21 protein-coding genes, 1 pseudogene and 1 riboswitch (1 of these 23 running past the window's edge) are annotated in these 25364 nt (G+C 47.6%); of the genes and pseudogenes, 9 read left to right on the top strand and 13 right to left on the bottom strand.

Annotation, left to right across the window (positions count from 1 at the left end; genetic code table 11):
- Both LOZ80_RS34295 and LOZ80_RS34290 read right to left on the bottom strand, forming a co-directional pair.
- Positions 1-288 carry the start of an NCS2 family permease gene (locus LOZ80_RS34295; protein ID WP_238168711.1) on the bottom strand. The gene continues 1116 nt to the left of window position 1, outside the view, so the window shows 288 of its 1404 coding nt (coding positions 1-288); it begins with the start codon at positions 286-288; its stop codon lies beyond the left edge, outside the window.
- Positions 289-426: 138 nt separating this feature from the next.
- A riboswitch (purine riboswitch) is annotated at positions 427-527 on the bottom strand.
- Between the two features lie 89 nt (positions 528-616).
- Positions 617-706, bottom strand: a pseudogene (locus LOZ80_RS34290) (GMP synthase (glutamine-hydrolyzing)); the annotation flags it as partial.
- A 188-nt stretch (positions 707-894) separates the two neighbouring features.
- Here LOZ80_RS34290 and LOZ80_RS34285 point away from each other — a divergent pair.
- Complete coding sequence (locus LOZ80_RS34285) at positions 895-1215, top strand: hypothetical protein (protein WP_238168710.1); 321 nt, start codon at positions 895-897, stop codon at positions 1213-1215.
- A gap of 679 nt (positions 1216-1894) precedes the next feature.
- Here LOZ80_RS34285 and guaA read toward each other — a convergent pair.
- The 5 genes from guaA to LOZ80_RS34260 form a co-directional block, all read right to left on the bottom strand.
- Positions 1895-3433 carry a glutamine-hydrolyzing GMP synthase gene (guaA, locus tag LOZ80_RS34280; protein ID WP_079410698.1) on the bottom strand — a complete coding sequence of 513 codons (1539 nt, stop codon included), beginning with the start codon at positions 3431-3433 and terminating at the stop codon, positions 1895-1897.
- 98 nt (positions 3434-3531) lie between these two features.
- The gene (locus LOZ80_RS34275; protein ID WP_238168709.1) at positions 3532-5850 is read right to left on the bottom strand and encodes a transglutaminase-like domain-containing protein; all 2319 of its coding nucleotides are present in this window, start codon (positions 5848-5850) and stop codon (positions 3532-3534) included.
- On the bottom strand, positions 5837-7051 hold the full coding sequence (locus LOZ80_RS34270) for a DUF58 domain-containing protein (protein ID WP_238168708.1): 1215 nt from the start codon (positions 7049-7051) through the stop codon (positions 5837-5839). Before LOZ80_RS34270 ends, LOZ80_RS34275 begins: the two co-directional genes overlap by 14 nt.
- An 11-nt stretch (positions 7052-7062) precedes the next feature.
- The gene (locus LOZ80_RS34265) at positions 7063-8040 is read right to left on the bottom strand and encodes an AAA family ATPase (protein WP_238168707.1); all 978 of its coding nucleotides are present in this window, start codon (positions 8038-8040) and stop codon (positions 7063-7065) included.
- A 63-nt stretch (positions 8041-8103) separates the two neighbouring features.
- Positions 8104-9540, bottom strand: a complete 1437-nt coding sequence (locus tag LOZ80_RS34260) for a polysaccharide deacetylase family protein (RefSeq protein ID WP_238168706.1) — start codon at positions 9538-9540, stop codon at positions 8104-8106.
- Between the two features lie 174 nt (positions 9541-9714).
- Between LOZ80_RS34260 and LOZ80_RS34255 the strand changes: the two genes are divergently transcribed.
- On the top strand, positions 9715-11229 hold the full coding sequence (locus LOZ80_RS34255; protein WP_238168705.1) for a methyl-accepting chemotaxis protein: 1515 nt from the start codon (positions 9715-9717) through the stop codon (positions 11227-11229).
- A gap of 80 nt (positions 11230-11309) precedes the next feature.
- Here the strand turns inward: LOZ80_RS34255 and bcp are convergent, their stop codons facing one another.
- Both bcp and LOZ80_RS34245 read right to left on the bottom strand, forming a co-directional pair.
- Positions 11310-11789, bottom strand: a complete 480-nt coding sequence (bcp, locus tag LOZ80_RS34250) for a thioredoxin-dependent thiol peroxidase (RefSeq protein WP_238168704.1) — start codon at positions 11787-11789, stop codon at positions 11310-11312.
- Positions 11790-11822: 33 nt separating this feature from the next.
- Positions 11823-12029 carry a hypothetical protein gene (locus tag LOZ80_RS34245; protein WP_238168703.1) on the bottom strand — a complete coding sequence of 69 codons (207 nt, stop codon included), beginning with the start codon at positions 12027-12029 and terminating at the stop codon, positions 11823-11825.
- A gap of 189 nt (positions 12030-12218) precedes the next feature.
- On the opposite strand from LOZ80_RS34245, the gene LOZ80_RS34240 reads away from it, so the two are divergent.
- Positions 12219-13469 carry an S-layer homology domain-containing protein gene (locus LOZ80_RS34240; protein WP_238168702.1) on the top strand — a complete coding sequence of 417 codons (1251 nt, stop codon included), beginning with the start codon at positions 12219-12221 and terminating at the stop codon, positions 13467-13469.
- A 49-nt stretch (positions 13470-13518) separates the two neighbouring features.
- Here the strand turns inward: LOZ80_RS34240 and LOZ80_RS34235 are convergent, their stop codons facing one another.
- Entirely contained in the window at positions 13519-14535 is a 1017-nt protein-coding gene (locus tag LOZ80_RS34235; RefSeq protein WP_238168701.1) for a YobA family protein, read from the bottom strand.
- Positions 14536-14677: 142 nt separating this feature from the next.
- Here LOZ80_RS34235 and LOZ80_RS34230 point away from each other — a divergent pair, with 142 nt between their 5' ends.
- The 4 genes from LOZ80_RS34230 to LOZ80_RS34215 all read left to right on the top strand — a co-directional run bounded on the left by LOZ80_RS34230 (position 14678) and on the right by LOZ80_RS34215 (position 19175).
- Positions 14678-15373 (top strand): response regulator transcription factor, encoded by a 696-nt coding sequence (locus LOZ80_RS34230; protein WP_238168700.1) that lies wholly within the window; start codon positions 14678-14680, stop codon positions 15371-15373.
- On the top strand, positions 15366-16376 hold the full coding sequence (locus tag LOZ80_RS34225) for a sensor histidine kinase (RefSeq protein ID WP_238168699.1): 1011 nt from the start codon (positions 15366-15368) through the stop codon (positions 16374-16376). Before LOZ80_RS34230 ends, LOZ80_RS34225 begins: the two co-directional genes overlap by 8 nt.
- A 98-nt stretch (positions 16377-16474) precedes the next feature.
- Positions 16475-17236, top strand: coding sequence for an ABC transporter ATP-binding protein (locus LOZ80_RS34220; RefSeq protein ID WP_189015685.1), 762 nt, complete (start codon positions 16475-16477; stop codon positions 17234-17236).
- On the top strand, positions 17226-19175 hold the full coding sequence (locus tag LOZ80_RS34215) for an FtsX-like permease family protein (protein WP_238168698.1): 1950 nt from the start codon (positions 17226-17228) through the stop codon (positions 19173-19175). Before LOZ80_RS34220 ends, LOZ80_RS34215 begins: the two co-directional genes overlap by 11 nt.
- Before the next feature lie 76 nt (positions 19176-19251).
- On the opposite strand, the gene LOZ80_RS34210 is transcribed toward LOZ80_RS34215, so the two are convergent.
- The 3 genes from LOZ80_RS34210 to LOZ80_RS34200 are packed head-to-tail and all read right to left on the bottom strand — an operon-like array spanning position 19252 to position 21884.
- Positions 19252-20037 carry an ABC transporter permease gene (locus LOZ80_RS34210; protein ID WP_238168697.1) on the bottom strand — a complete coding sequence of 262 codons (786 nt, stop codon included), beginning with the start codon at positions 20035-20037 and terminating at the stop codon, positions 19252-19254.
- Positions 20038-20041: 4 nt separating this feature from the next.
- Positions 20042-20836: an ABC transporter permease gene (locus LOZ80_RS34205; protein WP_238168696.1), complete on the bottom strand. Its 795-nt coding sequence runs from the start codon at positions 20834-20836 to the stop codon at positions 20042-20044.
- Complete coding sequence (locus LOZ80_RS34200; protein WP_238168695.1) at positions 20829-21884, bottom strand: ABC transporter ATP-binding protein; 1056 nt, start codon at positions 21882-21884, stop codon at positions 20829-20831. The genes LOZ80_RS34205 and LOZ80_RS34200 overlap by 8 nt, the downstream gene beginning before the upstream one ends.
- A gap of 206 nt (positions 21885-22090) precedes the next feature.
- On the opposite strand from LOZ80_RS34200, the gene LOZ80_RS34195 reads away from it, so the two are divergent.
- Positions 22091-23131 carry an LCP family protein gene (locus tag LOZ80_RS34195; RefSeq protein WP_238168694.1) on the top strand — a complete coding sequence of 347 codons (1041 nt, stop codon included), beginning with the start codon at positions 22091-22093 and terminating at the stop codon, positions 23129-23131.
- Between the two features lie 135 nt (positions 23132-23266).
- Positions 23267-24613: a glutamate-1-semialdehyde 2,1-aminomutase gene (locus tag LOZ80_RS34190; RefSeq protein WP_238168693.1), complete on the top strand. Its 1347-nt coding sequence runs from the start codon at positions 23267-23269 to the stop codon at positions 24611-24613.
- The last annotated feature ends 751 nt before the right edge of the window (positions 24614-25364 follow it).

Here is a 25364-nt window from a genome sequence, read left to right as displayed (position 1 = left end):
CGAAGTTAAAATAATCGTTGCGAAATAAGCATTGAGGCCCATTCCCGGAGCTAACGCTACAGGAAAATTAACGAACAATCCCATCGCAATGGTCATTACACCCGCCGCAATCGCTGTAGCCAAGAAAATCGAAGTCCAGTCACCGCCGGTAGCCCCCGATTTAAAAGCACTAAGCACGTCCGGGTTTACTGCTAGGATGTAAGCCATCGTCATGAACGTAGTAATCCCCGCCATGATTTCTGTTCTTACGGTCGTACCGTTTTGTTTCAGTTTAAAAAAGCGATCCATCTTCCTACTCCTCCTAAACGTATGGTGGGGAACAGCAAAAAACCCGGAATCGTAATGCTGATTCCGGGTACGAAAAAGGAGCTTCTATATGAGAGCTGCCTTCGATGCTAGGTGCAAAGTGTAGTAGTAACTCATACAGATACCGTTCCTTTTTTTCGTAGCCAGATCATTTGCGGTGATCTCGTAGAAACTCTCGGGCCAATCCCCAAGATTATACGAAAAACTGTTATCCATTTCACATTTTAGTAGGGAACTAAGCTGCTGTCAATAAAAAAGACGAACATTCCAAGGGTATTTTTTCCCATAACGTTCGTCTTTTCTGACTATCCTATTCCCACTCAATCGTAGCAGACGGCTTCGACGTAATGTCGTACACAATACGGTTTACATTCTCAACTTCGTTCACGATACGAACGGAGAACGTCTAAATGAATTCAAACAAATTTCTACATGTTTTAGGTTTATTATTTGAAACGCAAGAGGTATCATTGTTAATTAGTGAAATTATTTCATAAATTTGTATAAATCAAATATGTTCATCTCACTAAGGTAACTGAGAACCTTACTGGTGCTTTATTGGGATCCACAAATTAAGGAGTTGCATTAATGATCTATTTTGAAGATATGGATAGCAGTCTTCTAAAACAAAAAACTAAAACTGAGTATTTTCAATATGTAGATACTCACTTTTCAGCTGTTCCACCCACAAATGAAATTGAAGATAAATTATCCCCATTACCAGAATATTATATCGCTCCATATATATTTAAAACAACGGAAATCTGTATCATCATAACACTGACAGATTATATAAATCTAAATGAAGAAAAGATCAGAAAACTACTTTGTCATTTTCTAAATGTGCGTATCGTAACATCGAAGAGTATCACGGAGTATCTATTTCATCCGGTAATATTAGGTATGTAAAATTAAGCCGCAAATTTGAGGCGCCTATTTATGAAGATTTGGTAACCCAAAATCATATTCAGGAATTCGGTGAAATATGGAATCATATAAAAGGAATGTATTCTGATAAGAAATATGTGCAACTTTATCCTAATTGGTTATTCTCTAACCAATTACTAAATTCAAACGTCTTGAAGTATTTCTCCAAAGCCTGCAATGAAGTTTATTTGTGTGTAGATAATACAACTTTACGCGTTAATGAGTTAATCCTTTCTAAGGATGAAAAATAACTGTTTTCTTTTCCACGATCAGTTCTTTGATTTTGGTCATAAGAAATATGGCTTCGCCGCTCTGCTCGATCAGCCTCTTCTTAGCGGCAAAACCTAGTAAGGGAACTAGGGGACGCTAATTAGGCAAAAAGTAGGGATGCGAGGGGTATAGCGGAACTACAGGGTCTTATTTCCACAAAAAGAGTAAAAATCCCCACAAAACAACAAAATAACGTACTGTAGTTCCCTCAACTTCCCGATACTGACACTTTTGGCTAGAATAGCGGACCGTAGTTCCCTTACGTCCTCACGAGGCAGCTGGAGGAACTCCGCGTTCACTCCAAAACATATAAACTCTTATATAAAAACTCCCTTCTATTTGCTAAACAACGCAAATAAAAGGGAGTATTTTGGCATTCTATTGTTGCAGCCTATTCCCACTCAATCGTAGCAGGCGGCTTCGACGTAATGTCGTACACAATACGGTTTACATTCTCAACTTCGTTCACGATACGAACCGAGATTTTCTCCAGCACATCCCACGGAATACGCGCCCAGTCGGCTGTCATTCCGTCGATGGAAGTTACGGCGCGAATGCCTACGGTGTAGGAGTATGTTCTGGCATCGCCCATAACGCCGACGCTTTTCATGCCAGGAAGGGCTGTGAAGTACTGCCAGATCTCACGGTCCAAGCCAGCTTTGGCGATTTCATCGCGCAGGATGGCATCGGATTCGCGGACGATTTTCAGCTTGTCCTCGGTTACTTCGCCAAGCACACGAATCGCTAGACCCGGACCTGGGAAAGGTTGTCTCCAGACGATCGCGGAAGGAAGACCGCACTCTTCGCCGACTTTGCGCACTTCGTCTTTGAACAAAGTTTTGAGCGGCTCGATCAGCTTGAACTTCATATCTTTCGGCAGGCCGCCGACATTATGATGGGATTTGATCGTTTGAGCCGTCGCTGTACCGCTCTCTACGATATCCGTGTAAAGCGTGCCTTGCGCCAAGAACGTGAAGTCGTCGAATTGAGCGGACTCTTCTTCGAATACACGGATGAACTCCGTGCCGATGATTTTACGCTTTTGTTCCGGATCGTCCACACCGGCAAGCTTGCCGAGGAAACGGTCACGCGCATCGATTTTAACCACTTTCATATCGAATTTACCGACAAATGTGTCCATAACGCTCTCTGCCTCGCCTTGACGCAGCAAGCCATGATCAATGAACATACACGTCAGTTGGGCACCAATAGCTTTATGCAGCAAAATAGCTACAACGGATGAATCTACGCCGCCGCTAAGTGCGCATAGCACTTTCTTGTCGCCAACCTCTTGACGAAGCTCTTTGATCATATCTTCCACGAAAGAGGACATCGTCCAGTCGCCTTCGCAACCGCAAACGCCATAGATGAAGTTATGGATCATTTCGTTCCCTTGCAGGGAGTGACGAACTTCCGGGTGGAATTGAACTGCGTGAATGTTGCGCTCACGGTTGCTCATAGCCGCAATCGGCAGGGAATCCGTGCTCGCTTCGATCACGAAGCCATCCGGAAGAACGGAAACGTGGTCACCGTGACTCATCCAGACCGTTTGCTTCGCATCCAGACCTTTAACCAGCGGGCTTTCGTTCGAAAAGGAAAGATCTGCTTTGCCGTATTCACGCGTATGCGCGCGTTCTACTTTACCGTTCAGTTGGTGAGCAATCAGCTGCATGCCGTAGCAAATCCCCAAAATCGGAATGCCCAAATCGAAAATGGCTGAATCTACAGCTGGAGCTCCTTCTCCGTATACACTTGCCGGACCGCCTGAGAACACAATCCCCTTAGGCTGAAGCTCACGAATTTTGTCAACCGTGGTATTATGCGGCAGCAATTCGCTGTATACGCCCAAATCACGAATCCGTCTGGCAATCAGTTGGTTATATTGGCCTCCAAAATCTAAAACGACGATCATTTCACTCGGTTTACTCATTATCCGTTCCTCCTAATTTCATAGCGAGTGGGCTTGTCCCTTAATCGCTATTTATAGGTACTAATTTTAAACATTAGGTACCTAGGATGTAAAGGGGTTTAATGTGTCTTTTGAATGGCTTTCCAAATTGCCGTGATTTCCCGCTTCGAATAGGGCAGCGAATGAGCGGAATCATAACGCACGCTTTCGTAGATCTGGGCAAACGACAATAAGGCTTGCTGCTGGGCAGGACGAAGGGATTTCAAGGCTCCGATATACTCACGGATCGTTTGATCTTTGGATTTCAGGCCATACTTGCGAAACAATTGCATCCATAATCGATCCATATAAGGGATCAAGGGATGGGAATCAGATGGCCTGTTTATGTAAAAGGGAACATGGAGCCGTCCAGCATACAGATAACCTTTTCGCCTGAGCAGTAGAACAAGACCCGCAAATAAGAAGCAGCAGCCGATGAGGATCATGAATACTTGCTGATACCTATTGGCGATATGAATAAGTGTCTCCTTCGTTGTTTGAAGCCATTCACGCGGATTTGCTGTAAATCGGTTCGGTTTCGTGATGTTGGCCAGAGAGGCTGTCATTTCAGATCGAGCCATGGCCTCCGTCGTCAAAATCTCTTGTGGATTATCCGAAGACATCCCTGAGAAACCCGGCGTAGGTTCAAAAGGCACCCACCCAGCGGAGGGAAAGTACACCTCTACCCACGAGTGCGCATCCTGATTGCCGACCGCCACTTCCTTGAGCTGTTCATCCTCGCTTCCCTTCAGCAGCGTACCGGGCGCAAATCCTTTGACCCAACGGGCCGAAACACCTACGGAACGAAGCATGACGACCATTGAAGTTGAAAAATGATCACAATACCCCGTTTGATCAACGAATAGGAAGTGGCTGACGAAATCCTCATTGCGGCTGGGATGCGTCGATTTTCCCAAACTATAGGGATAGGTGTGGCTCAAATACTGTTCAATCGCTACGGCTTTGGCAAATGGCGTCGGACTGCTCGCTGTCACCTGCTCAGCCAAACTGCGTACGGTCCGCGGCAAGGAAGCCGGAAGTTGTAGATACTCACTTGCAAGTCCAGCCGGATAGCTGGTTGTATCTGTACTTAGCAGAATCGGATCAACTTGCACGGGTTGGACGGTGACTTTGTAATACGATAAGGAATCCATGATCTCCGGAAGAGATATTTTGCCTGAAGCGGCGGACACCAGCAAGAAATCCGGTGACAGCGGTTTTCCTTTCTCGGTTAAGAGCATGTCGATGCCCTGCAGTTTCCCACCAAGGAATAGTTGTTTACTCGGCGATTTGTCGCTCCATAATACTTCCTGTGTAATCACCCGGTTCGTACCCGCTGCCTCATTCGATCTGAGCGGTTCCGGTGTAACACTGGTTTGGGTCCAACCTTTGCCGTCGTAAACGTTTTTGGATTCTCCCCGCCAGTACGTTAATTCGGAGGTTTTGGCTGTAAATACGGTTGTCGTGTCCACCTGGAGTGGACCTCCGAGGGAGGAATCGTCCTGCCCGTACCCAGATTTGGCTATTGCCGTGCTAGCTGCCATATCACCATTGTATAACTCGAACATACGATCATATAGATAACCCCAACTAACTGGTTTCATTAAATGAGTTGGCTCCGCCTGTTTCGCGGAGAACCAACCCGCACCAGCAAGTGCAGCAACAAAGACGAAACTCACAGCAAGCCATTGAAAGAAGCTGCCTGGGCGTACAGATGCAAACCCATAGGTTTGTTCAATTCGCGAGAGGTTGAGCAGGGCCAGAAGAAATAAGCCATAGCCGATGGTGCGCATAATCCCCGGTACCGTATCCGCACCTAACATTAATTGCAGCAGCACCAAATAGATAAGGGTTGTCCCGACAAACCACAGGCTGTGTTGCCTTTGCAGCATAAGCGCCTGCACTACGGAAATCAACAGCGACCAGCCGAGCAGAAACAACAACGTGCGCAACTGACCGCTGATGAGGTCAAAATGAGCTCGCGCAAGGTGTCCGATATCCTGAGAAAGCATGCTCACCAAATCGATGACCCATGCTCCGCTCAGAAACCCGTTGCGATCAAACATAAATCCTATGAAAAGCACGATGACCACGACTTTGGACATCCATGCCCAGACCAGTGGAACTTTGCAGCAATCTATCGCGATGCAAATCCCGAACACGACTAGAATCGGGCCGGTCTGGATGTCAGCGTCTGCCATCCAAGCCAATGGGCGAAGCCATTCCGAGATGAGCAGAAAAAGCAGCAGTGAGATAAGGCAGTCGCGGAAGAACGTGCTTGGTGTGGTTAGAGATGCTTGCGGAATCGCGCTTGCCCGGAAGATTGGACGTGATGGGATGGCGGCGGGGCGGGAAGCGTGTGAAGGAGCGCCTGCGCGGCGCGGTTCAAGCGGTTGCATCCGCAACACCCCCTTGCTTGGGCCACTGGCTCAGCGGATGCGGCACTTCCGTGAAGCTGCAGCCTGCGGCCTGCAGCTGAGAAGCCCCTTCTCTCTCGGCGACCGAGAGAGAGGGCCGCGCGTGCACGTAGATCACGTGCACGGACCGGCGCTTGGTGCCGCTATCTGCGATCGCGCGCACCAGCGCCAAATCCAGCGTCGATGTGATGCACAGCATCGACGTATCCAGCGGCAAGGCCGCCGCTTCTTTCCTGACGAGGTCAGGAAAGCTCAGGGCGGGCTTGCCGCCCACGCTCGCGAGTACTTCGTACGCGAGCGGCAGATCAGGGCGAATCGTCGGAGCGATTCGCCGGCTGTTCGAGCTGCTGGCGAAGCCGCAGCTCTCGCGCCCGCCCGCCGCGGCTTCGAAGAAGCCCGCCGCAAGGGCAACGCCCTTCTCCAGCAGCGGCTGCGCCGCCTCCGCTGGACCCGCCGCAGGCGCGGCATCGAGCAGCAGCATCCGCTTCGCGGATGAGGCTTGCTCGGGGTCTTTGACCATCAGCCGGCTTAGCCGGGCTGTGGACTTCCAGTGGATGCGGTGATAGGGATCACCGCTGACATACTCACGCACGCCGCTGACCAGCGGCGTCTCGGATTTGGGGCCGCGGGCAGCAGGCACCTCGCCATCCTCGGCCTGGAACATCATGACCGATCGGTCCAAGCTAGCGGGCCGCGGATAAACCAAACACCGATGCAGATCATCGCGATGAACTTTGCGAATAGCAAAACCAAACAAATCACCGGATACGGCCTCAAAACCCGCGAAACGATACACGCCGCGCATCAGACCGGTTATTTTGTAATGCAGCACTAATTCAGATTGAAACCACGGGAACAGCAGCTTGCTGTAACTCAATTTCGCTCCGCTTCCTTCATGGACCCAATTCTCCCGCATGACAATCCAAGGCAAGGGCATGCGCGCCCGATACTTGACGCCTAATCGAACCTTTACTTCCTCCCCCGAAAGGAGTACTTCACTGGACAGGTGTCTGCTGACCGTCAATCCTTGCAGCGCAAACACGTAAAATAGGCCAGCTTGCAGCCAAATCAGCAGCAAACAAATTCCCAAATACCAAGCGGCGAATCCGCCCTGCCAATAGGCCAAACAAACAGCGAGCACACACCCAACCATGAGCAGCAATGATTTACCCCAGCTTTTCATAGACAGGCCCCCTACTTCGAAGAAACATAACGAAGAACAGGAGTTTGCAACGCTGCAATCAAACCGGACAAAATCGTATCAGCCGATTTGCCGGTCATACGAGCTTCTGAGGTCAGTAGAAGTCGATGCGCCCAGACAGGAAGCACTAGATTTTTAATATCGTCGGGCACTACAAAACTTCTGCCCTTCATGTAAGCGGATGTTTGGGAAGCGCGCATCAGCGCATAGGAAGCTCTTGGACTTGCGCCCAAGTACAAATCAGCATGAGCTCTCGTCGCTACGGCAAGACGGACAATGAATTCTTTTAACGTGTTATCGACATGAACCGTTGCGGCTTCTTTTTGCAGCTGAACGAACTCATCCTGTACGATTACCGGCTTCAGATGATCCAAGGGCTGGCGATCCTGAAACCGATCCAGCATCAGAATTTCCTGCTCCGCAGTTGGATAGCCAAGCGTCAGCCTCATCATGAAACGATCCATCTGCGCTTCCGGCAGCGCGTAAGTCCCTTCGTAATCGACCGGATTTTGCGTTGCCAGCAGAACGAAGGGTTTGGGCAACTCATAACTAATCCCGTCAATCGTTACCCGCTTCTCCTCCATCGCCTCCAAGAAAGCCGATTGCGTCTTAGGAGAGGTGCGGTTGCATTCATCTGCCAATACAATTGGCGTCATTAAAGGACCAGGACGAAATTCAAAATCCCCTGATTTCGCATTAAACACGGACACCCCTGTCACATCCGAAGGCAATAAATCCGGGGTACACTGAATTCTCTTAAACTCGCAACCAATCGTCTTAGCCAAAGCGCGCACGAGCATCGTTTTGCCCACACCCGGCACGTCCTCCAGCAAGAGGTGGCCGCCGCTCAGCATGGCAATGAAAGCCTGTTCAATCGTTTCTCTTTTGCCAACAATAACTTTCTCTACGTTCATGATCATCCGTTCCACAAGAGGCTGTGGCTGATCGAATATCCGGGTTTCTGACGCCATAGACAAGAAGCCTCCTTTATAAGGTATGCTTCTAGTTTTTCCATCCCTCTACTATTTTAGACATTATCCCCCCATGGCAAAGAGAGAGTTTTTTACAAGACTGCTAGTCTCTTTGAATAAATAGAACTGGCGGAAAGTCATTGACACTTCGCGTCTGCTTGGTTCAATGACAGAATCTGTAATTCGACCGCCTAACAAATCTATCGTTTTGCGCAACGGCACAATAATTTTCCCTTCCAGCAGTTCCATGTCCGCCAAAGAATAGGAAGCAGAAAGCGTCCCCAACGTATATAGCCTGATGCTTCGAGCCGATAAATCATATTCCAGATCATAGACCCCATAATGCGCGTTAGCCGTCTTCGTCTCTGCCTGCCACTGGACATCCCCCCCTATTTTCTCAATGAGAAAACGCAGCGGCAATTCAATCCGATTCGCGCACAACTGATACTCTGTCGGCTCCAAAGTGAAGCTGCTGCCTCCCGAGATATGGACCTCCAGAGGTATAGCCGATTGTGCGGATAAGATTCGCGCCGTTTCTTCCCTCGCCACCTTGGTCTGTTGGATAAGCTGCTGCTCCGCTTCTAGCTGGCTTGAATCGGGCTGAGGCAGATGAGCTACAGCATACTGCTGCGTTTCCTTCAGGAGCGCTTGAAAGTGCGACAGGCTCATGTTCCTTGACCACTTCGGTTTCCCGAGTGAGAATTGCTTAGGCTTCACTTGCGTCGTAAGCGGAGCGAAGGCGTAGCCTAACTTTTTATAATAAGCGATGACTTGCGGCAATACCTCTACTGTCGATTCATGCCCGGTGCCATCATGGAATAAAACGGTGATCTCATGCTCAAGCGGCGAATTTTTCACGGTTTGCCAAATTTCATTAACGGGGACATGCGCTCTTTTGGAATCGCCGCTATCTACATTCCAATCCACGGTTGTGTAACCTGCTTGTTCCAGGAAGTAGTAGTAATAGGCATCGAAATTCGTATAGGTCCCCCCTGGAGCACGAACCAGTTGCGGCCGCACATCCGCGATATCTGCGAATACCTCTTCGCTGCGCTGCACTTGATCCCAAAACGTTTGAAAATCGCTATAGAGCTCTTTATATACATGATTATAGGAATGATTGCCTAGGGTATGTCCTTCTTTCACAATTCTTTTGACCAAATCCGGATGCGCTTTCGCCTGTTCGCCAAGTGCGAAAAACGTAGCTTTCACATCCTCTTTCTCCAAAATATCCAATACTTGCGAGGTCAGCTTGCTCGGACCATCATCAAACGTCAAATATACGGTTGGCTGCTCCGGTGTTTCATACGTCTTCTCATTCTTCTCATCCGCAAGTCGCTTGCCTGTTTGCAGTTTGTGATAAAGATCTTGCCCCTCATTCGCATCGTCGGCAGCTTGCACTGGGATCACATAGGAAAAGAGAGAGACTAGTAATAGAACTACTAACGTAATTTGAATTCGTTTCTGCCAAATGGCTGCACGTTGTACCTGAAAGCGCATCCGATGATCCCTCCGCTTATTCTATCATTTTGCTTTGCTGATAGAGTATATGGAAGAATGGCCCAGAGTATGTCACTTCCATGGAACGAAATGAAGAGGAATTCCGGCGGGCTGCGCAGAATGAACTTAACATAGATGAAGACGACAATTTTCGACAGAAAGCAGGGGGTTGCGGTGAGTTTTTCGACAAGCCTATTCGGGCAAAATCAAACTAACAATTCACAGGTATCACTGAGAGACAAGGATGTAATTCGAAGAAATTTTGTTGTGTTTTTAGCGATTGCTGCCACTACATTGATGATTTACATGAGCATTTTCACTTTAGGCGCAAGCACAATGGACATGAAAATGAAATTTACCATTATCTTTGAAACTGCGATTTTAGTGATTTATGGTTATTTGCATTTCAGCAGAAAACTCATCCACTATTTATGTTATTTCGCCATTGTCGCTAGCGGTGTCAGCACGACGGTTCAGCTCATGGCCAATGCCGATATCACCAATATATTCTCCATTTACTATCTGATGATTATGGCGCTTATTTTCATGCGAATGATTCCGTGGCTGATCAGCGCTGCCTGGGGACTTTTCCTTATTTGTTATATGTTTGTAGCCCAAAAAGATGCCCTTCACTTGGATCCCAAGGTTGCCCCGACCTATATCATTTATTTCATCTTAATTAGCGTCTTAATGTTCGCTGCTCTGAAAGTGTCCGGCTATATGAACAAGAGCATGTTCGAGGCTAGGTCACAAGCGGAGCAATTCCTTGCCCTGCAGCAAGAACAGCGGGAGAAGGCATTGAAGCAAGTCACCTTGGTTACTGAGCATTTGCAATCCATTACCAAGTCCGGTGAAGAAGACGGGTCCTCTTTTGATGAAATGAATAATGCTTTCCAAGATATCGCGACAGGCGCAGGCGACCAAGTGGATTCGACCATTTCAATTAATGATTCCGTAAACCACATGAACGGTCTTATCAAAGAGATGTCCAACTCGATTCATACGCTGCTTGGCAAAACAAGTGAAGCCGCCTCCCTATCTGATCAAGGAAGAGGCCGGATGGAGCTGCTTTCTGATACTTTCGCGATCTTTACTAAGGACATTGAAGCTGTCTCGCAAGATACGGTGTCCCTCATTGAACGCTTAGACGAAACCAGTCAATTTAGTGAAACGATCCAAGATATCGCGAATCAAACGAATTTGCTTTCCCTCAATGCCAGCATTGAGGCAGCCAGAGCCGGTGAGCATGGGAAAGGGTTCGCTGTCGTAGCGAATGAAATTAGAAAGCTAGCCGATATGACGGCTAAATCCGCGATTCGCATCTCGGAGCAGCTGCAGGAGTTCACCTCATTGTCCAATCAAACCCGCTCCCGTATGGACCAAGTTTCCCAACGCATGCATCAAAGCAATGAGATCACGGGCCAAACGAAGCAAGCCTTCGAATCGATCACGGATTCCGTTACGATGCTGAAAGAGCTCTCGACGAGCTACGGTGATTTAATGGACCGCATCAGCAACTCATCGGTTACGATTAGCGATTCCACGAACAATCTTGCTGCTATTAGCCAAGAAGCTTCAGCAACACTCGAGGAGTTGTCAGCCACGCTGCAATCCTTGTTGATTAATAATCGTAAGAACCTGGATCGGATTAAAGAAGCTGAGATGGGCTTGCGGTTGGTTACAGAGTAAGAGAAAAGGAGTTAAGCGGCAGGTTCGCTTAACTCCTTTTTTTGGTGTCGAAGTCTTGGCAGTAACTGCCCTACTTCCCCTCAGTCCCCCAGAACCGCGTCCAGAACAGACTGCACGTGATTCTTAATCCTCACCTTCGTCCATTCCTTCACCATGTATCCCTCTTCATCAATGAGAAACGTGGAACGAACAATCCCCATGTATTCGCGTCCATATAACTTTTTGAGCGCCCATACGCCGAATTGCTCGGCCACCTGATGCTCAGGGTCTGAGAGCAGCAAGAAAGGCAATTCAAACTTGGCGATGAATTTATGATGGGCAATCAGCTCATCAGGGCTGATCCCAATTACCTCTACTCCAAGTTCTGCAAACTTGCCATTATAGTCCCGGAAATCACAGGACTGCTGTGTACAGGTAGGGGTATTGTCTTGGGGGTAGAAATAGATAACCAACTTCTTCCCTCTATAGTCCCGCAAGGATACGTTGTTTCCATTCGATGCAGGAAGTGTAAAATCAGGAGCAAGACGTCGGATGGTCTCACTTTCTTTTTTCTTAGCCATCAATAGGTTCTCTCCTCTATCTCTAGTCGTTGCTTATTCTGTTATTTTCTTCAAATCACTTATTTGCAGCGAAGCCTCACGATTCGTATCATGAAAGACAACCCTAACTTCTAACTCGTAATCAGGATTCAAATCAAACGAAAGTATGGTGCATAATCTACCACGATTCTTCGTTTTCCTAGGATTATCCGGAGCAACAACATAGGAGCCCCCAATGGCAAGATTAACGGTTTCATTCACTGTATCTGCAACCCTCTCATGTTGTATTTTGGCAACACTTAGTTACTTTACTATAATCGTTCTATCATCTTACTTCCAAAAGACCTTTCTAGCAATTAACTAGCCCTATTTGTCAAAACTAGCTTTACATAAGAAATATATGGTAATTTAAATAGAGTTCTATCACATTTGAAGGAGAGAAATGTCGCCATGATACCTATCAAACGCACGTCCTTACTCGCCATCCTGGGATTAACGCTAGCCGTCCCTTCCCTAACTGTCTCTGCCGCAACACCTGCGGACAGCTCGATGATGACACGCGGACAATTTATTAAACAAATTGCCGACGAGCTCAAGCTGGCACCTGCGAGCAACCAAACCTTGCTCCCGTCTGATGTAGGAGCACAGTCGCCTTATGCCGATGTTGCCCGCGTAATGCGCGAACGCCAAATCCTGCAAGGCTATTCGGACGGAACGTTCCGACTCGATCAAGCCGTAAGCAAAGAGGAAGCCGCATTTATCCTGGGTCGCTTCCTTGGCCTGTCAGACAGCAAAGCTGCCGCCAAATTAAAGAGCGATCTCGCTGTCGATTTCGGCTCTAACGCTGGAATTAACCAAGAGATTGGCGGAGCCGCAATTAAGAAAGCCTTGGCTACGGATTCAACTGTCGCTACCTGGTTAGCAGCAGATCCCAGCTCCCCCACAGAACTAAAAACCTTCCGAGCTCATATGGACATGGCCATGGACATTTTCTTCAAGCCAAGTGCTGAGTTCCCGGGAGACAGCCTTCAAACTGAGGCTAATTCGGAATTGGTATTCAGCGCTAATCAAGGTATTCATCAAACTATAACAACTACTGCTCCTGGTCCTGACATGAAGCCTAGAACGGTTAAGATGGAGCAATATACGGTTAGCCAAGGCACCTATATGAATATGCCAAATGCAACGAACGACGGCTTTGAATGGTATGATTTATCCAAGCAAATGCCTTTTACGTTCGACCAGTTGATGGAGTTGCAAAAGAAAAGTCTTGAAATGAACAAAACCTTAGTCACTCCTTATTTCTTCTACAAGGACCTCGGCACTACAGAGAAGGATGGGAAGAAACAGCGCAAGGTTTCAATTCAAGGCAAATTGACGAATTCAGCCGATATCTTGAAAACATTGAGCGGCCTTGGCGGGGGTCAAGATGCGTTCAAGGATATACTGAACTCCCCCGCTATTACTGGAATGAGTGTAGCCTTATCCGCAGTAATGACCGTAGATGAGCAAACCAAGCTGCCAGTCAGCATGGATGCCGACTATGTCATCATTTATGGCGAAGATCCTAATATTCCGATTGATCACATGGACATGACCATGTCGATGACCTATCACGATGTGAATCAGCCGCAAGATATCAAATTACCGGCAGAAGCTAAAGCTGCCAAACCTTTTCCAACACCCGTCATGACACCTTAACAGGAAAAAGAGCTGCCACAAGTCGCAAGACTTCGTGTGCAGCTTTTTCTCATTGGATGCCAGGCAGAAGGTTAGGCATGCTGGTTCTGGCTTTTGCAATGAGATCGTCATTGAACTCTTTCGTTTGCAAATTTTGCTTATATCGTAGTCCATTAAAATCTAAAGAGCTGCCATATTTAAACTTCTCATCTCCGATACTGATCTCCATCATATACAGAAAGCCATAGTAAGTTCTCTGATCTCTGGATGGCACAAGCTCAATCTTTTGCAACTTAGCTGAAATGTCAGCAAGCCACTCGCTGTCCGTGATCTCAAGCTTCTTGCCATCGCCAAAACGGATATCGATTTTATCCATTTGTTTCAGGTCTGTTTTCATTAGCGTTGTCAGCGCAATCGGTGTTTCATCCAGTGGCTCGGCAATCTCCACCTCCAGCGCGACCATTCGACCAGGATAGCTTAGTTCGGCTGCCCCTGTTGTCCATACATGGAGCCAATCCCCGACCTTCAGATCCTCAAACTTCAATGGTCCACTCCCGCTTCTAATAACCGTATCCTCTTCAAACTTCATATAGTATGCCTCCGGTTCGAACTGACAAGGACCTTCCACACAGCCCTCACGATTGATGATGAGCACTGTGCGCTCCGTCTCATTGATTTCAGTAACGGCACCAACCGCCTCGGCCTCCAATGGGATCACTTTCGTTGTGATTTCAAGAGAAAACCGCTTGCCGATAACTTTGTAGATAGCCTCTTTGATCGAGGTATTTTCCTGCATAGTCAATCCTTCACGCGGTTTACCGAGCTTACGGAGCTGCAGATTTACTGTTTCTCGCGGTTGTCCTTTCAAAGAAATATCCATACTCAATGGCTTCACTGAAAATTGTTTGTACACCGCATCCAATTTATAACTTTGCGTCTGAAGCTCATCGGACAATGCATTTGGGCTATTGAGCGTGGGCAGTTCATATACCGCTTCTTCCCGCTGTGCGGCATGCAATAACTCATACGGCACTCCCGAATCGGTCATACCTAACGCAACTAACAGGAACAATAAGATTGAATTCATGCGCGCGTTCTCCTTTTCGCAAATTGGGTTATATTAATATAGACGCCTATTTTTCCCAAATGTTTCAAACCGAACATTCGCACATACTGCAATTATCCATTACAATGAAGGGGAGAAATTTAGCTCAAGCAGGTGATTCCTATTGTTTAAAATCTTACTCATTGAAGATGATGTTACCCTTTTCACGGAAGTGAAGGAGCGATTGGACCAATGGTCGTACGATGTCCACGGTATAGCCGATTTTAGCAAGGTGTTTGAAGAGTTTGTCACGCTGAAACCGGACCTCGTCCTGATTGATATCCAGCTGCCCAAATTCGATGGGTTCCATTGGTGCCGTATGCTGCGAACGCATTCCAATGTCCCGATCGTCTTCCTGTCTTCGCGCGACCACCCGACGGATATGGTGATGTCGATGCAGCTTGGCGCCGACGATTTTATTCAGAAGCCCTTTCATTTCGACGTGCTCATCGCCAAGATTCACGCGATTCTTAGACGCGTTTATAATTACAATACAGAGCCCATCAAGCTCAAAACCTGGTGCGGAGCAACCATAGACTATGAGAAAAATACGGTCACGCATCCAGTCGGAACCATAGAGTTAACGAAGAATGAAATTTACATTCTCAAGCTGCTTATTGAACATAAAAACAATATCGTGAGTCGCGAACATATCATCAGCAGCTTGTGGGATGACGAGCGATTTGTCAGCGACAATACCTTGACGGTGAATGTCAATCGCCTGCGAAAAAGGTTGGACGAGCTTGATCTGGGCCGCTTTATTGAAACCAAAGTTGGTCAGGGCTACATAGCGCTAGAAGAGGCACATTACCATGATTAAAAGATATTTGGCAGAGCGATTCAGCTGGATTCTCCTTTTTTTAAGCGGGCAAGCCCTCCTGCTGTTGGTTGCTTCTTTGGATTATGCGATTCCGTTCTGGCCTATTCTCTATATTGTTTTCCTGACTACAACCCTATTCGTTATCTTCCTGATCATCCGTTACAACAAAGAAACGAGATTCTACAAGCATCTGGAAGAAAGAGACAGCCAACTCGATCTCTCGGGCATTTCGGCTGCGGACAGCCCCTTCGAGTACATCGTTGAGAACAGCATGACGAATCTGACAGAACGGCTAAGCCACACGGCTTCTCGGCATCAAATCGCTCTGGAGCAAGAGAAGGATGAGTTATTATCTTGGATTCATGAAGTGAAAACACCGCTTACGGCGATGCGCTTGATGATTGACCGGATGGGCGATGAGACAATGAAAGCCGCGCTCACCTATGAATGGCTGCGCATCCATCTCCTGCTTGACCAACAACTGCATCAGAAACGGCTGCCCTCCATGGAAAACGATCTGTATATTGAACAGATCAATGTAGAATCATTAACTTATACAGAAATTAAAACACTGAAATCTTGGTGCATACAAAAAGGAATTGGCTTTGAGCTCATCTTCGAGATCACGGAAGTGTTAAGCGATGCCAAATGGCTGGCTTTCATCCTGCGTCAGCTCCTGACGAATGCTGTGAAATACAGCGGAAGCCATGCCCCGGATATCGCCATTAGGTGCTTTCAGAAGCAGGAGCACACGGTGCTGGAGGTGACCGATCATGGTCGCGGCATAGATCCCAGAGATTTGCCGCGCATCTTTGACAGAGGCTTCACCTCCACGACTTGGCATCAAGACAGCGCCTCAACGGGGATGGGACTGTATCTGGCCAAGAAAGCCGCGGAATCCTTGCATATCCTTCTCACTGTAGATTCAGAAGTTAATGCGGGGAGCACATTCACACTCACCTTCCCGCTGCCGAATGAAGCGGTCCAAATGACGGGCATGTGACAACTTTGTCACATGCCTCTCTTCTTTGTTCGTTGAATCGAAGGAAAAACGAAGCGCAGCTTTCTATAATGAAGCTAACGAATAAAGGAGTGTGTATGATGACCATTTTGGAAGCAAACAAAATTCATAAAAGCTATGGCAACAAGTTCAACAAGCAAGAAGTGCTTAAGGGCCTGGACCTCAGCATTGCAAAAGGGGAATTCGTCAGCATCATGGGCGCATCAGGCTCAGGCAAGACCACTTTGCTGAATGTCCTTTCTTCGATTGATCGCGTGAGCCAAGGCTCCATTCAAATTGAAGGCAAGGAAATTACCAACCTGAAAGAGAAGCAGTTGGCTGAGTTCCGGAAGCATCATCTGGGCTTTATTTTTCAAGATTACAATCTGCTCGATACGTTGACGGTGAAGGAAAACATCCTCCTTCCACTATCCATCACCAAAGCCTCACGGCAAGAGGCTGATCAGAAATTCCAGGCGGTCGCCACCGAACTCGGGATTTACGAGCTCAAGGATAAATATCCGAATGAAATTTCCGGCGGTCAGAAACAGCGGACCTCAGCAGCCAGAGCTTTCGTCCATGAGCCAGGCATTATTTTCGCTGACGAGCCGACAGGCGCGCTCGACTCGAAGTCCGCTTCCGACTTGCTTCACAAGTTAAGCGATATGAATCAGAAACGAACAGCGACCATCGTCATGGTCACTCATGATTCTGTCGCCGCGAGCTATGGAAGCCGCGTTATTTTCATCAAAGACGGTCAGATCTATACACAGCTCTACAAGGGGCAAGAAACCAGGCAAGCTTTCTTTCAAGATATTATGAAGACGCAAGGTGTGCTGGGCGGGGTGCAGCATGAGCATTAATCAACTGATTTTGCAAAACTTGAAGTCAAATATCAAACATTACTACTTATATGTGTTTGCCTTAATGTTCAGCGTTGCGCTTTACTTTGCTTTCGTCACTCTGCAGTATGATCCCGCCCTGGACCAAGCCAAAGGCTCGATTAAAGGCGCAGCGGCGATTCGTGCCGCCTCTATTTTACTAGTCGCTATCGTAGCCATCTTCAACTTATATGCGAATAACATTTTTGTAAAAAGACGCAGCAAAGAAATTGGCTTGCTGCAATTAATCGGCATGACCAAATCCGCCATTTTCCGGATTCTCAGCACGGAGAACTTCATTCTATACTTCGGTTCCTTGCTTGTCGGATCATTGATCGGATTCTCGGTGTCGAAGCTCATCCTAATGATTTTATTCCGGATAACGGGTGTAGAAGCCGTAGCTACGCTGCATTTTTCTACTAAAGCATTCATTCAGACTTTTATCGTATTTGGCGCGATCTACGTATTTATTATGCTAGTCAACTATGTATTCATTAAAAGACAGACGATCCTTTCACTGTTCAGGGTCTCCTCATCTACGGAAATCAAGGTAAAAAAAATGTCCCTCACGGAAGCGATTCTAGGCATATTGGGACTCATACTCATCCTACTCGGCTACTATGTGTCCTCGAAGCTGTTCAGCGGAGATTTCACGACGATGTTCGAGCTTTTCGCAGCGATGATCTTCATTCTGGCCGCTGTCATTATCGGGACCTACCTCTTCTACAAAGGGTCTGTCCAGTTAATCCTGAACAGCATCCGCCAGAGGAAGAACGGCTATTTGAACGTACGCGAAGTCCTTTCACTCTCCTCGATCATGTTTCGCATGAAATCCAATGCCTTGCTCTTAACCGTGATCACGACGGTGTCCGCTCTTGCGATCGGCTTGCTGTCTTTGAGTTACATTTCTTACTACTCTGCGGAAAAATCGGCGAAAAATAACGTGCCAGCCCATTTCACCATGACCCGTATCGCCGAAGCCGACAAGTTTAAAGCCGCGTTAGATGCTCGCCAAATCAAACACACGGATACAAGCATTGAGATCGTTCAGGTAAAAGCTAATTTGGAAGATATTTTTAAATCCAAAATGAAGGGAATTGTTCCTGATCGGAGCGATTTAATCATCCCAGTGATCAGTGAAAAGGATGCCAAAATCGTTGATCTAAGCCCTGATGAAGCGATTTTTACGGGCATGGACGATCTATTGCAGAAATTCCTGGGTCTCAAAAATTCCGGCCAAATCGAGCTTAAAGGGCAGCAGACGGAGATTAAGCAAAAGTATTTAGGTTCCAAAAAGCAGTCCGTGATATCTTGGTATTTTGCCAGCGGCGGCCTGCCGGTTGTTGTTGTAGATGAAACGGTGTTCAGCCGCTTGAAGCAAGATAAGGATCCTTCTATTCAAAAGGAATCCTCGCTTTATTTGGGGATAGATATCGCGAATGACAAAGAAATTCAAACAGCCAATCAGATCTTCCAAGAGCTTGGCTTAGACAGCAATTCATCTCACAACGATTCCCGCCTCATCATGGCGAACGAACAGAAGAATAAGATGGGGCTCATCATGTTCATCGTCGGATTCTTGGGTCTCACTTTCCTGATCACATCCGGCTGTATTCTCTATTTCAAACAGATGGATGAGAGCGAAGATGAGCGACCGACCTATACCATTCTAAGAAAGCTTGGCTACACGCAAGAAGACCTGCTGAAAGGCATTCAGCTCAAACAGTTATTTAACTTCGGAATCCCTTTGATCGTCGGACTTTTCCACAGCTACTTCGCCGTGCAGTCCGGTTGGTTCCTCTTCGGCGCAGAGCTATGGACACCCATGATGATCGTCATGGTGCTGTATACGGCTTTGTATTCGATCTTCGGAATCTTATCCGTGCAGCATTATAAGAAAGTCATCCGCAGGGCGCTTTGATTCTACAAATAAAAAGGGACTGCTCCTCAGACCATTTCTGGCCTGTGGAGTCAGTCCCTTTTTTAAATAACATTCCTTAAGATCCCGCACCGCGGTAACGTCGAACGCCGATATTCCAAATGCTGATGCCAATAATACTGAAGACAATACCCATGACAGGCGTCAACAGCGCAAACCACTTCCAGTTATCCGGGTCAATGAAATACGCGGCTGGATAGAAGCCAACGAACGCAAACGGCAAGATCCACGTTAAAATACTGCGAAGCAGCTTGTTATATATCGTTGCCGGATACCGGCCATAGTTTTGAATATTCCAAATCAGCGGCAGGATCCCGGTCGGCGCATCAGAGAAGAAGGCCAGCGCTGTCAGCGAAATGTATACTCCTGCATAAATAAGAATGGACCCAATGACCATCAAGATGAAAATCAACGGATCATGCCAATGGAACGGAATGCCCAGCTTAATCCACGAGTAAATCATCACGACTATACCAGCTACGGCGCTAAACAGAGAAGCCGGATCCATATTTTCGAGCATCAGCTGCCACAGATTGTAAGCAGGACGCGTCAGAATGCGGTCCATTTCCCCTTTGACAATATAGCGCTCACTAAAGCCCCATAGATTAAAAAAGGAAATAAATATGCCATACGGTATCATAAAATAACCATAGATGAACAAAATCTGTTCTTGATTCCAGCCACCCAGTGATTGCGTTTGGAGAAATACGACAAGAATGAAGAATAAATTCAGTCCATTGAACAACAAATCGGAAACAACTTCAATCCAGAAATCCGATCGGTAGGTGAGACGCGTTTTCATGTAATTTTTGAGATAGTCGGCTACAAGGGAGATATAGAACATCGCGTTACCCTCCCTGAACGAACAGACGTGTTTTGGATTTTACCCAGAGGGCGTAAATCGGAATAATCAGCAGCAAGAACCACAAAGCCTGTATACCAAGGCTCGAAACAATCTCAGTTCCTGAAATTTTCCCGGTAAACGTTGCGCTTGGCAAATAAGTAATCGCTTGAAATGGCAGCCACTTCAGCATGGATCCGAACCAGCCTGGGAAAAAAGTAACTGGAATAATCAATCCGGAGAACAGGTCGACAGCAATGCGTTTCATGCGCATCAAACCTTCATTATTTTCCAAAAAGAAGGCAAACAGGCCGGTAATGATATTTAATTGGGTATTAATAAGAAAGCTGAAAAATAACATGACGAAATAAATCGCCCATAAACCTGGGTCCGTCGGAAATTCAATCGGCAAAAGCAGCCAAATGAAGATCATGCCAGGCGTCGTGAAGAGCAGTAATCGAAATACGCCTTCACCGAGTCCCTGCATCATTTTCACGAATACATAATTATAAGGACGAATGAACTGAATCGCTACACTGCCGTCGCGAATCTCACTGGCGATCTCACGGTCCAAGTTGTTGAAGTAAAAGGCGCGGCCCATCCAAGAAACGGCGACATACGTCGTCATCTGCCCCAGCGTTAAGCCGCCCAGCATCTCTTGCCCGCCATAAATCGCTTTGTAGACGAAGTAATAAGAACCAATATTAAGCGCGTAAATCAAAATGCCGCTGTAGTAGTTCACACGGTAGGCCAGCATCATGAGAAACCGCATGCGGACAACTTCTAGATAAGCACTAAGCATGGGAAATGGCTCCCTCTGGCTGTTCCGTTTCATCGGGACGTTTCACATCGGCTGAGCCGGATTTGTAAATTTCACGGACGATATCATCGGTATTCGTTTCATTGATTTTAATATCTTGAATTTGCAAAACGCCGACGACACGGCTGAGAACTTCGGAAACATTGGCGCGTTCATGCGGTATGAACACTTTTGCTGACAGTTCATTTTCGAGCTGCCAGGCTACGTCTAAGCCAAGAGTAAGCTCCTGGAGACGGCCCAGTGTAACTGGATTCTCAAACTGGAGCACGACTTCCTTGCCTTTCCCCCACTTCACTTTAAGTTCTTCGAGTCCGCCATCATAAATAATACGGCCATCATCGAGCATAATAACGCGGGAGCAAAGCGCTTCAATATCTTGCAAATCGTGCGTAGTCAGCAAAATCGTCGTTTCATACCGCTGATTCAGCGATTTGAGGAACTCACGAATTTCAGTTTTGACAACGATATCCAAACCAATCGTAGGCTCATCCAAGAACAGGATAGCAGGATTGTGAAGGAGAGAGGCCGCTAATTCACAGCGCATCCGCTGCCCCAAGCTTAGCTTGCGAACAGGTCGTGACAACAAATCGGATAGCTGTAAGCGATCGACGAGTTCATCCAGACGCTTTTTGTAGTCGGCCTCTGACACGCGATACACTTTCTTCAATAATTGAAAGGATTCAACAACGCCAATGTCCCACCATAGCTGACTGCGTTGACCGAACACAACACCGATGCCGGCAACGAACTTCTCACGCTCCTTGAATGGAACGAAACCGTTCACTTTGATATGTCCGGAGGTTGGGGCAAGAATCCCCGTAAGCATTTTGATCGTCGTGGACTTGCCGGCGCCATTTTCACCGATATATCCACATATTTCGCCCTTTGGTATTTGAAAGCTGATATCTTTCACAGCGGTGATCTGCTTGTATTCTCGATGAAATAAATCTTGAAAGGCACCCTTTAAGCCACCACGGCTTTGCTGAACCTGAAATTCCTTGCGAAGTAAATCTACATCTATGGCTAACATGAACTTCCCCCTGTCTGTATAGACTCGGCTACATATTGTGGCAAAAATCGCCGTAACTTGCTATCGAAGTTTCGTAGCATCTATAATATGGATCATAACGATGATTTGTACAACAAGTTCTACAAACTCACCAAACTCATGATACATTAAATCTGTAAGAAAAAAAAGTACAGATAATCTCTACCTATGAAAGGAGCGCACATAATTTGAGAATTTTAAAACGAACCTTGCTCCTGATAGCCTTGCTGCTTATCGTCGCAGCCGGTTATTACACCTATTCCTTCTACCAGTTCGCTAATAATATTTCCCACAAAGCGGAGACTCCCAGAGGCGGAGGCACAACCATTGCCCAGAGCATTAAAGATAAAGGGGACAAATACACCCCGCCCAAATGGGAAGGCAAACAACGCGTGAATATTCTGCTTCTGGGTGGAGATTCCCGCGGTATGAAGAAGAATGAACTCCCTCGTTCTGACAGTATTATGCTTGCCTCCATTGACCCAGTAACGAAGAAAGCGCACCTGTTCTCCATTCTGCGCGACACTTACGTGAAAATCCCGGGCGAAGGCGAAGATCGCATTAATACAGCTATCACATCCGGTGGCCCGAACCTCGCTATGAAAACGGTCAGTGATTTGCTGGGGATTCCGGTGCAATACTATGTTTATACTGATTTCAAAGGATTTATTGCTCTCATTGATGCCGTTGGCGGCATCGATATTGATGTCGAGAAGGATATGAAATATACAGACTCCGAAGACGATCATGTGTACGATATTAATTTAAAAAAGGGACAACAGCATTTGGATGGCAAAACGGCGTTGCAATATGTGCGATTCCGACATGATGCCTTATCCGACTTCACGCGTACAGAGCGGCAACGCAAATTCCTGACCGCCGTTGTTCAGAAGATGCAAACAACCTCTTCCCTCATTAAAATGCCAAAAATTCTAAATGCGATGGATCCTTACATCGATACTAATCTCAGTGTCAATGACATGGTCAAGCTAGCTACACTCGGCTACGAGTCCAAAGCAGAAGGCATTATCAGTTCCCAATTGCCGCCAACCGAATTGCTGATTGAGAAGAACGTTCGCGGTGCCGACGTCATCACAGCGAACAAAGATAAGCTCCAGCAATATGTGAAGGATCTATTCGCTGGGAAAGCTGATGCAGATTCCGGTCCTACGAAGCCATCACCGTCTCCTACGCCTAAGTCTTCTGTGAAGACGACTACGGCGAAATAACGACTTAACCAACCTGCCAGAGATCATAGCCTCTACTTGTATTGGGCTTAGCGCCCGACAGGATAGAGGCTTTTTAGTAAGATAAGTACAAGCCAAGAACAGTTACATCATTTTAGTAGAGGAATGGTTACTTACATGGAACGCAAACAATCCGAGCTGTTATATCAAGAAGCCCTTCAACATATTGTAGGCGGGGTCAACTCTCCTTCCCGCTCATTCAAAGCCGTCGGCGGCGGCGCCCCCGTCTTCATGAAGCGTGCGCAAGGCGCACACTTCTGGGATGTAGACGGAAATCGCTTCATTGACTACCTCGCCGCCTACGGCCCTATCATTACAGGTCACGCGCATCCGCATGTGACCGAAGCGATTTGCCGCGCCGCACAGAATGGCACGCTGTACGGCACCCCAACCGAACTCGAGATCGAGTTCGCCAAGATGCTCAAGTCGGCGATTCCTTCGCTCGACAAAGTGCGCTTCGTCAACTCCGGCACCGAGGCCGTGATGACGACGATCCGCGTGGCGCGCGCTTTCACGAAGCGCACCAAGCTCATTAAGTTTGCCGGCTGCTACCACGGCCACTCCGATCTAGTGCTGGTGGCGGCTGGTTCCGGGCCGTCCACGCTGGGTACGCCAGACAGCGCTGGCGTACCGGCGAGCATCGCGCAAGAGGTCATCACCGTGCCGTTCAATGACATTCCGGCACTGGAGGCCGCGCTTGCGCGTTGGGGTGAAGAGATCGCCGCGGTGATGGTGGAACCCATCGTCGGCAACTTCGGCATGGTCATGCCCCATGCTGGCTACCTCGAGCAGCTCTGCGCAGCTGCTCGCAAGCATGGCGCCCTCGTCATCTACGACGAGGTCATCACAGCCTTCCGCTTCCACTATGGAGCGGCGCAAACCTATGCCGGCCTCCCGCTCGTGGAGGGCGGCACGGCTGAGGCGGCGGCGCGCTTCGCCGCCGTCGAGCCGGACCTTACGGCCCTCGGCAAAGTGATAGGCGGCGGACTGCCGATCGGTGCCTACGGGGGCCGCAAGGCTGTGATGGAGCAGGTCGCTCCGCTCGGACCTGCTTATCAAGCCGGCACGATGGCGGGGAATCCCGCCTCCATCTCGGCCGGCATCGCCTGCCTGGAAGTACTCCAGCAGGCTGGTGTCTACGCCAAGATGGAGCAGCTTGGCGCAACCCTCGCTGGCGGTATCGCGGAATCCGCCGCCCGCCACGGCATTGCCTTGACGCTGAATCGCATCGGCGGCGCCTTCTCCACCCATTTCTGCGACCATCCTGTCACGAACTTTGACGAAGCGCAGGACACGGACGGCGAACGCTTCGCAGATTTCTTCCGGCTCATGCTGGAGCAAGGCATCAACCTTGCCCCTTCCAAATATGAAGCATGGTTTATGACGCTTGCCCATACCGATGACGATATCGCCCAGACACTCGAAGCCGTTGATCATGCCTTCAAAACGATGAAGGCGCGTTAATTAGCCTCACTGCACCCATACTCTGTCTAAGAGTTTTGAAGTGGATTTTAGAGATTCTCCCTTTTGTTGACGTCCGCCGTTGACCTCTTTGCTTTGGAGGTTCTCGGTCTTGAGTGGCATCTAATGAACTGTGGGATGCTTATCGACGAGAAAATGGCTGCTTTGGAGATGTAATGAACTGAACTAGCGTTACCCGGCACTTTATTCGCCGAATTGTTATGAATTTCTTGAAATAGCTCATCTGGCATTCATTAGATTTTCAGAATGAGCGATTTTGGCCGAATAAAGGGTATTGAGTTCGCAAGGAGGCTTGCGAAGGTGCAAGGACTTGAAGATCTAGCCACTGGCTAGGTCTTTTTACTTCCAATTTCACTCGCTAACCTTAGATCATTCACCAGCTTCGCCCTTACCACTCATCGTCTGAATAGGGGGAAAACTTTAAATATTTCGACGAAACTTATGGATATTCACCTTCCATGAAAACGTAAGAATCCGACCATTCCCCAGGGGATCGGACGCATTTCGATATATATTTAGACATTGGTCAATTCCCCAACATGTCCCAGAAACGAACTATGATCCTATGTGCGACAGAGTTCGTTCGTATTTTCAGAGCACTCCATGCTAGGAATAATTTGGTTTTATTCACGAATATACAAAAAAGGCAGCGCTTACATTTGTGTTTTCGTTCTGCAACTATTGTCGGATGAAGTTTTTCATGCTATTCTAAGATTACTTTTACCCTTTTCAC

Origin of the sequence: Paenibacillus sp. HWE-109, assembly GCF_022163125.1 — a bacterium.
GTDB lineage: Bacteria > Bacillota > Bacilli > Paenibacillales > NBRC-103111 > Paenibacillus_E.
This window is presented reverse-complemented; position numbering and strand designations above follow the sequence as displayed.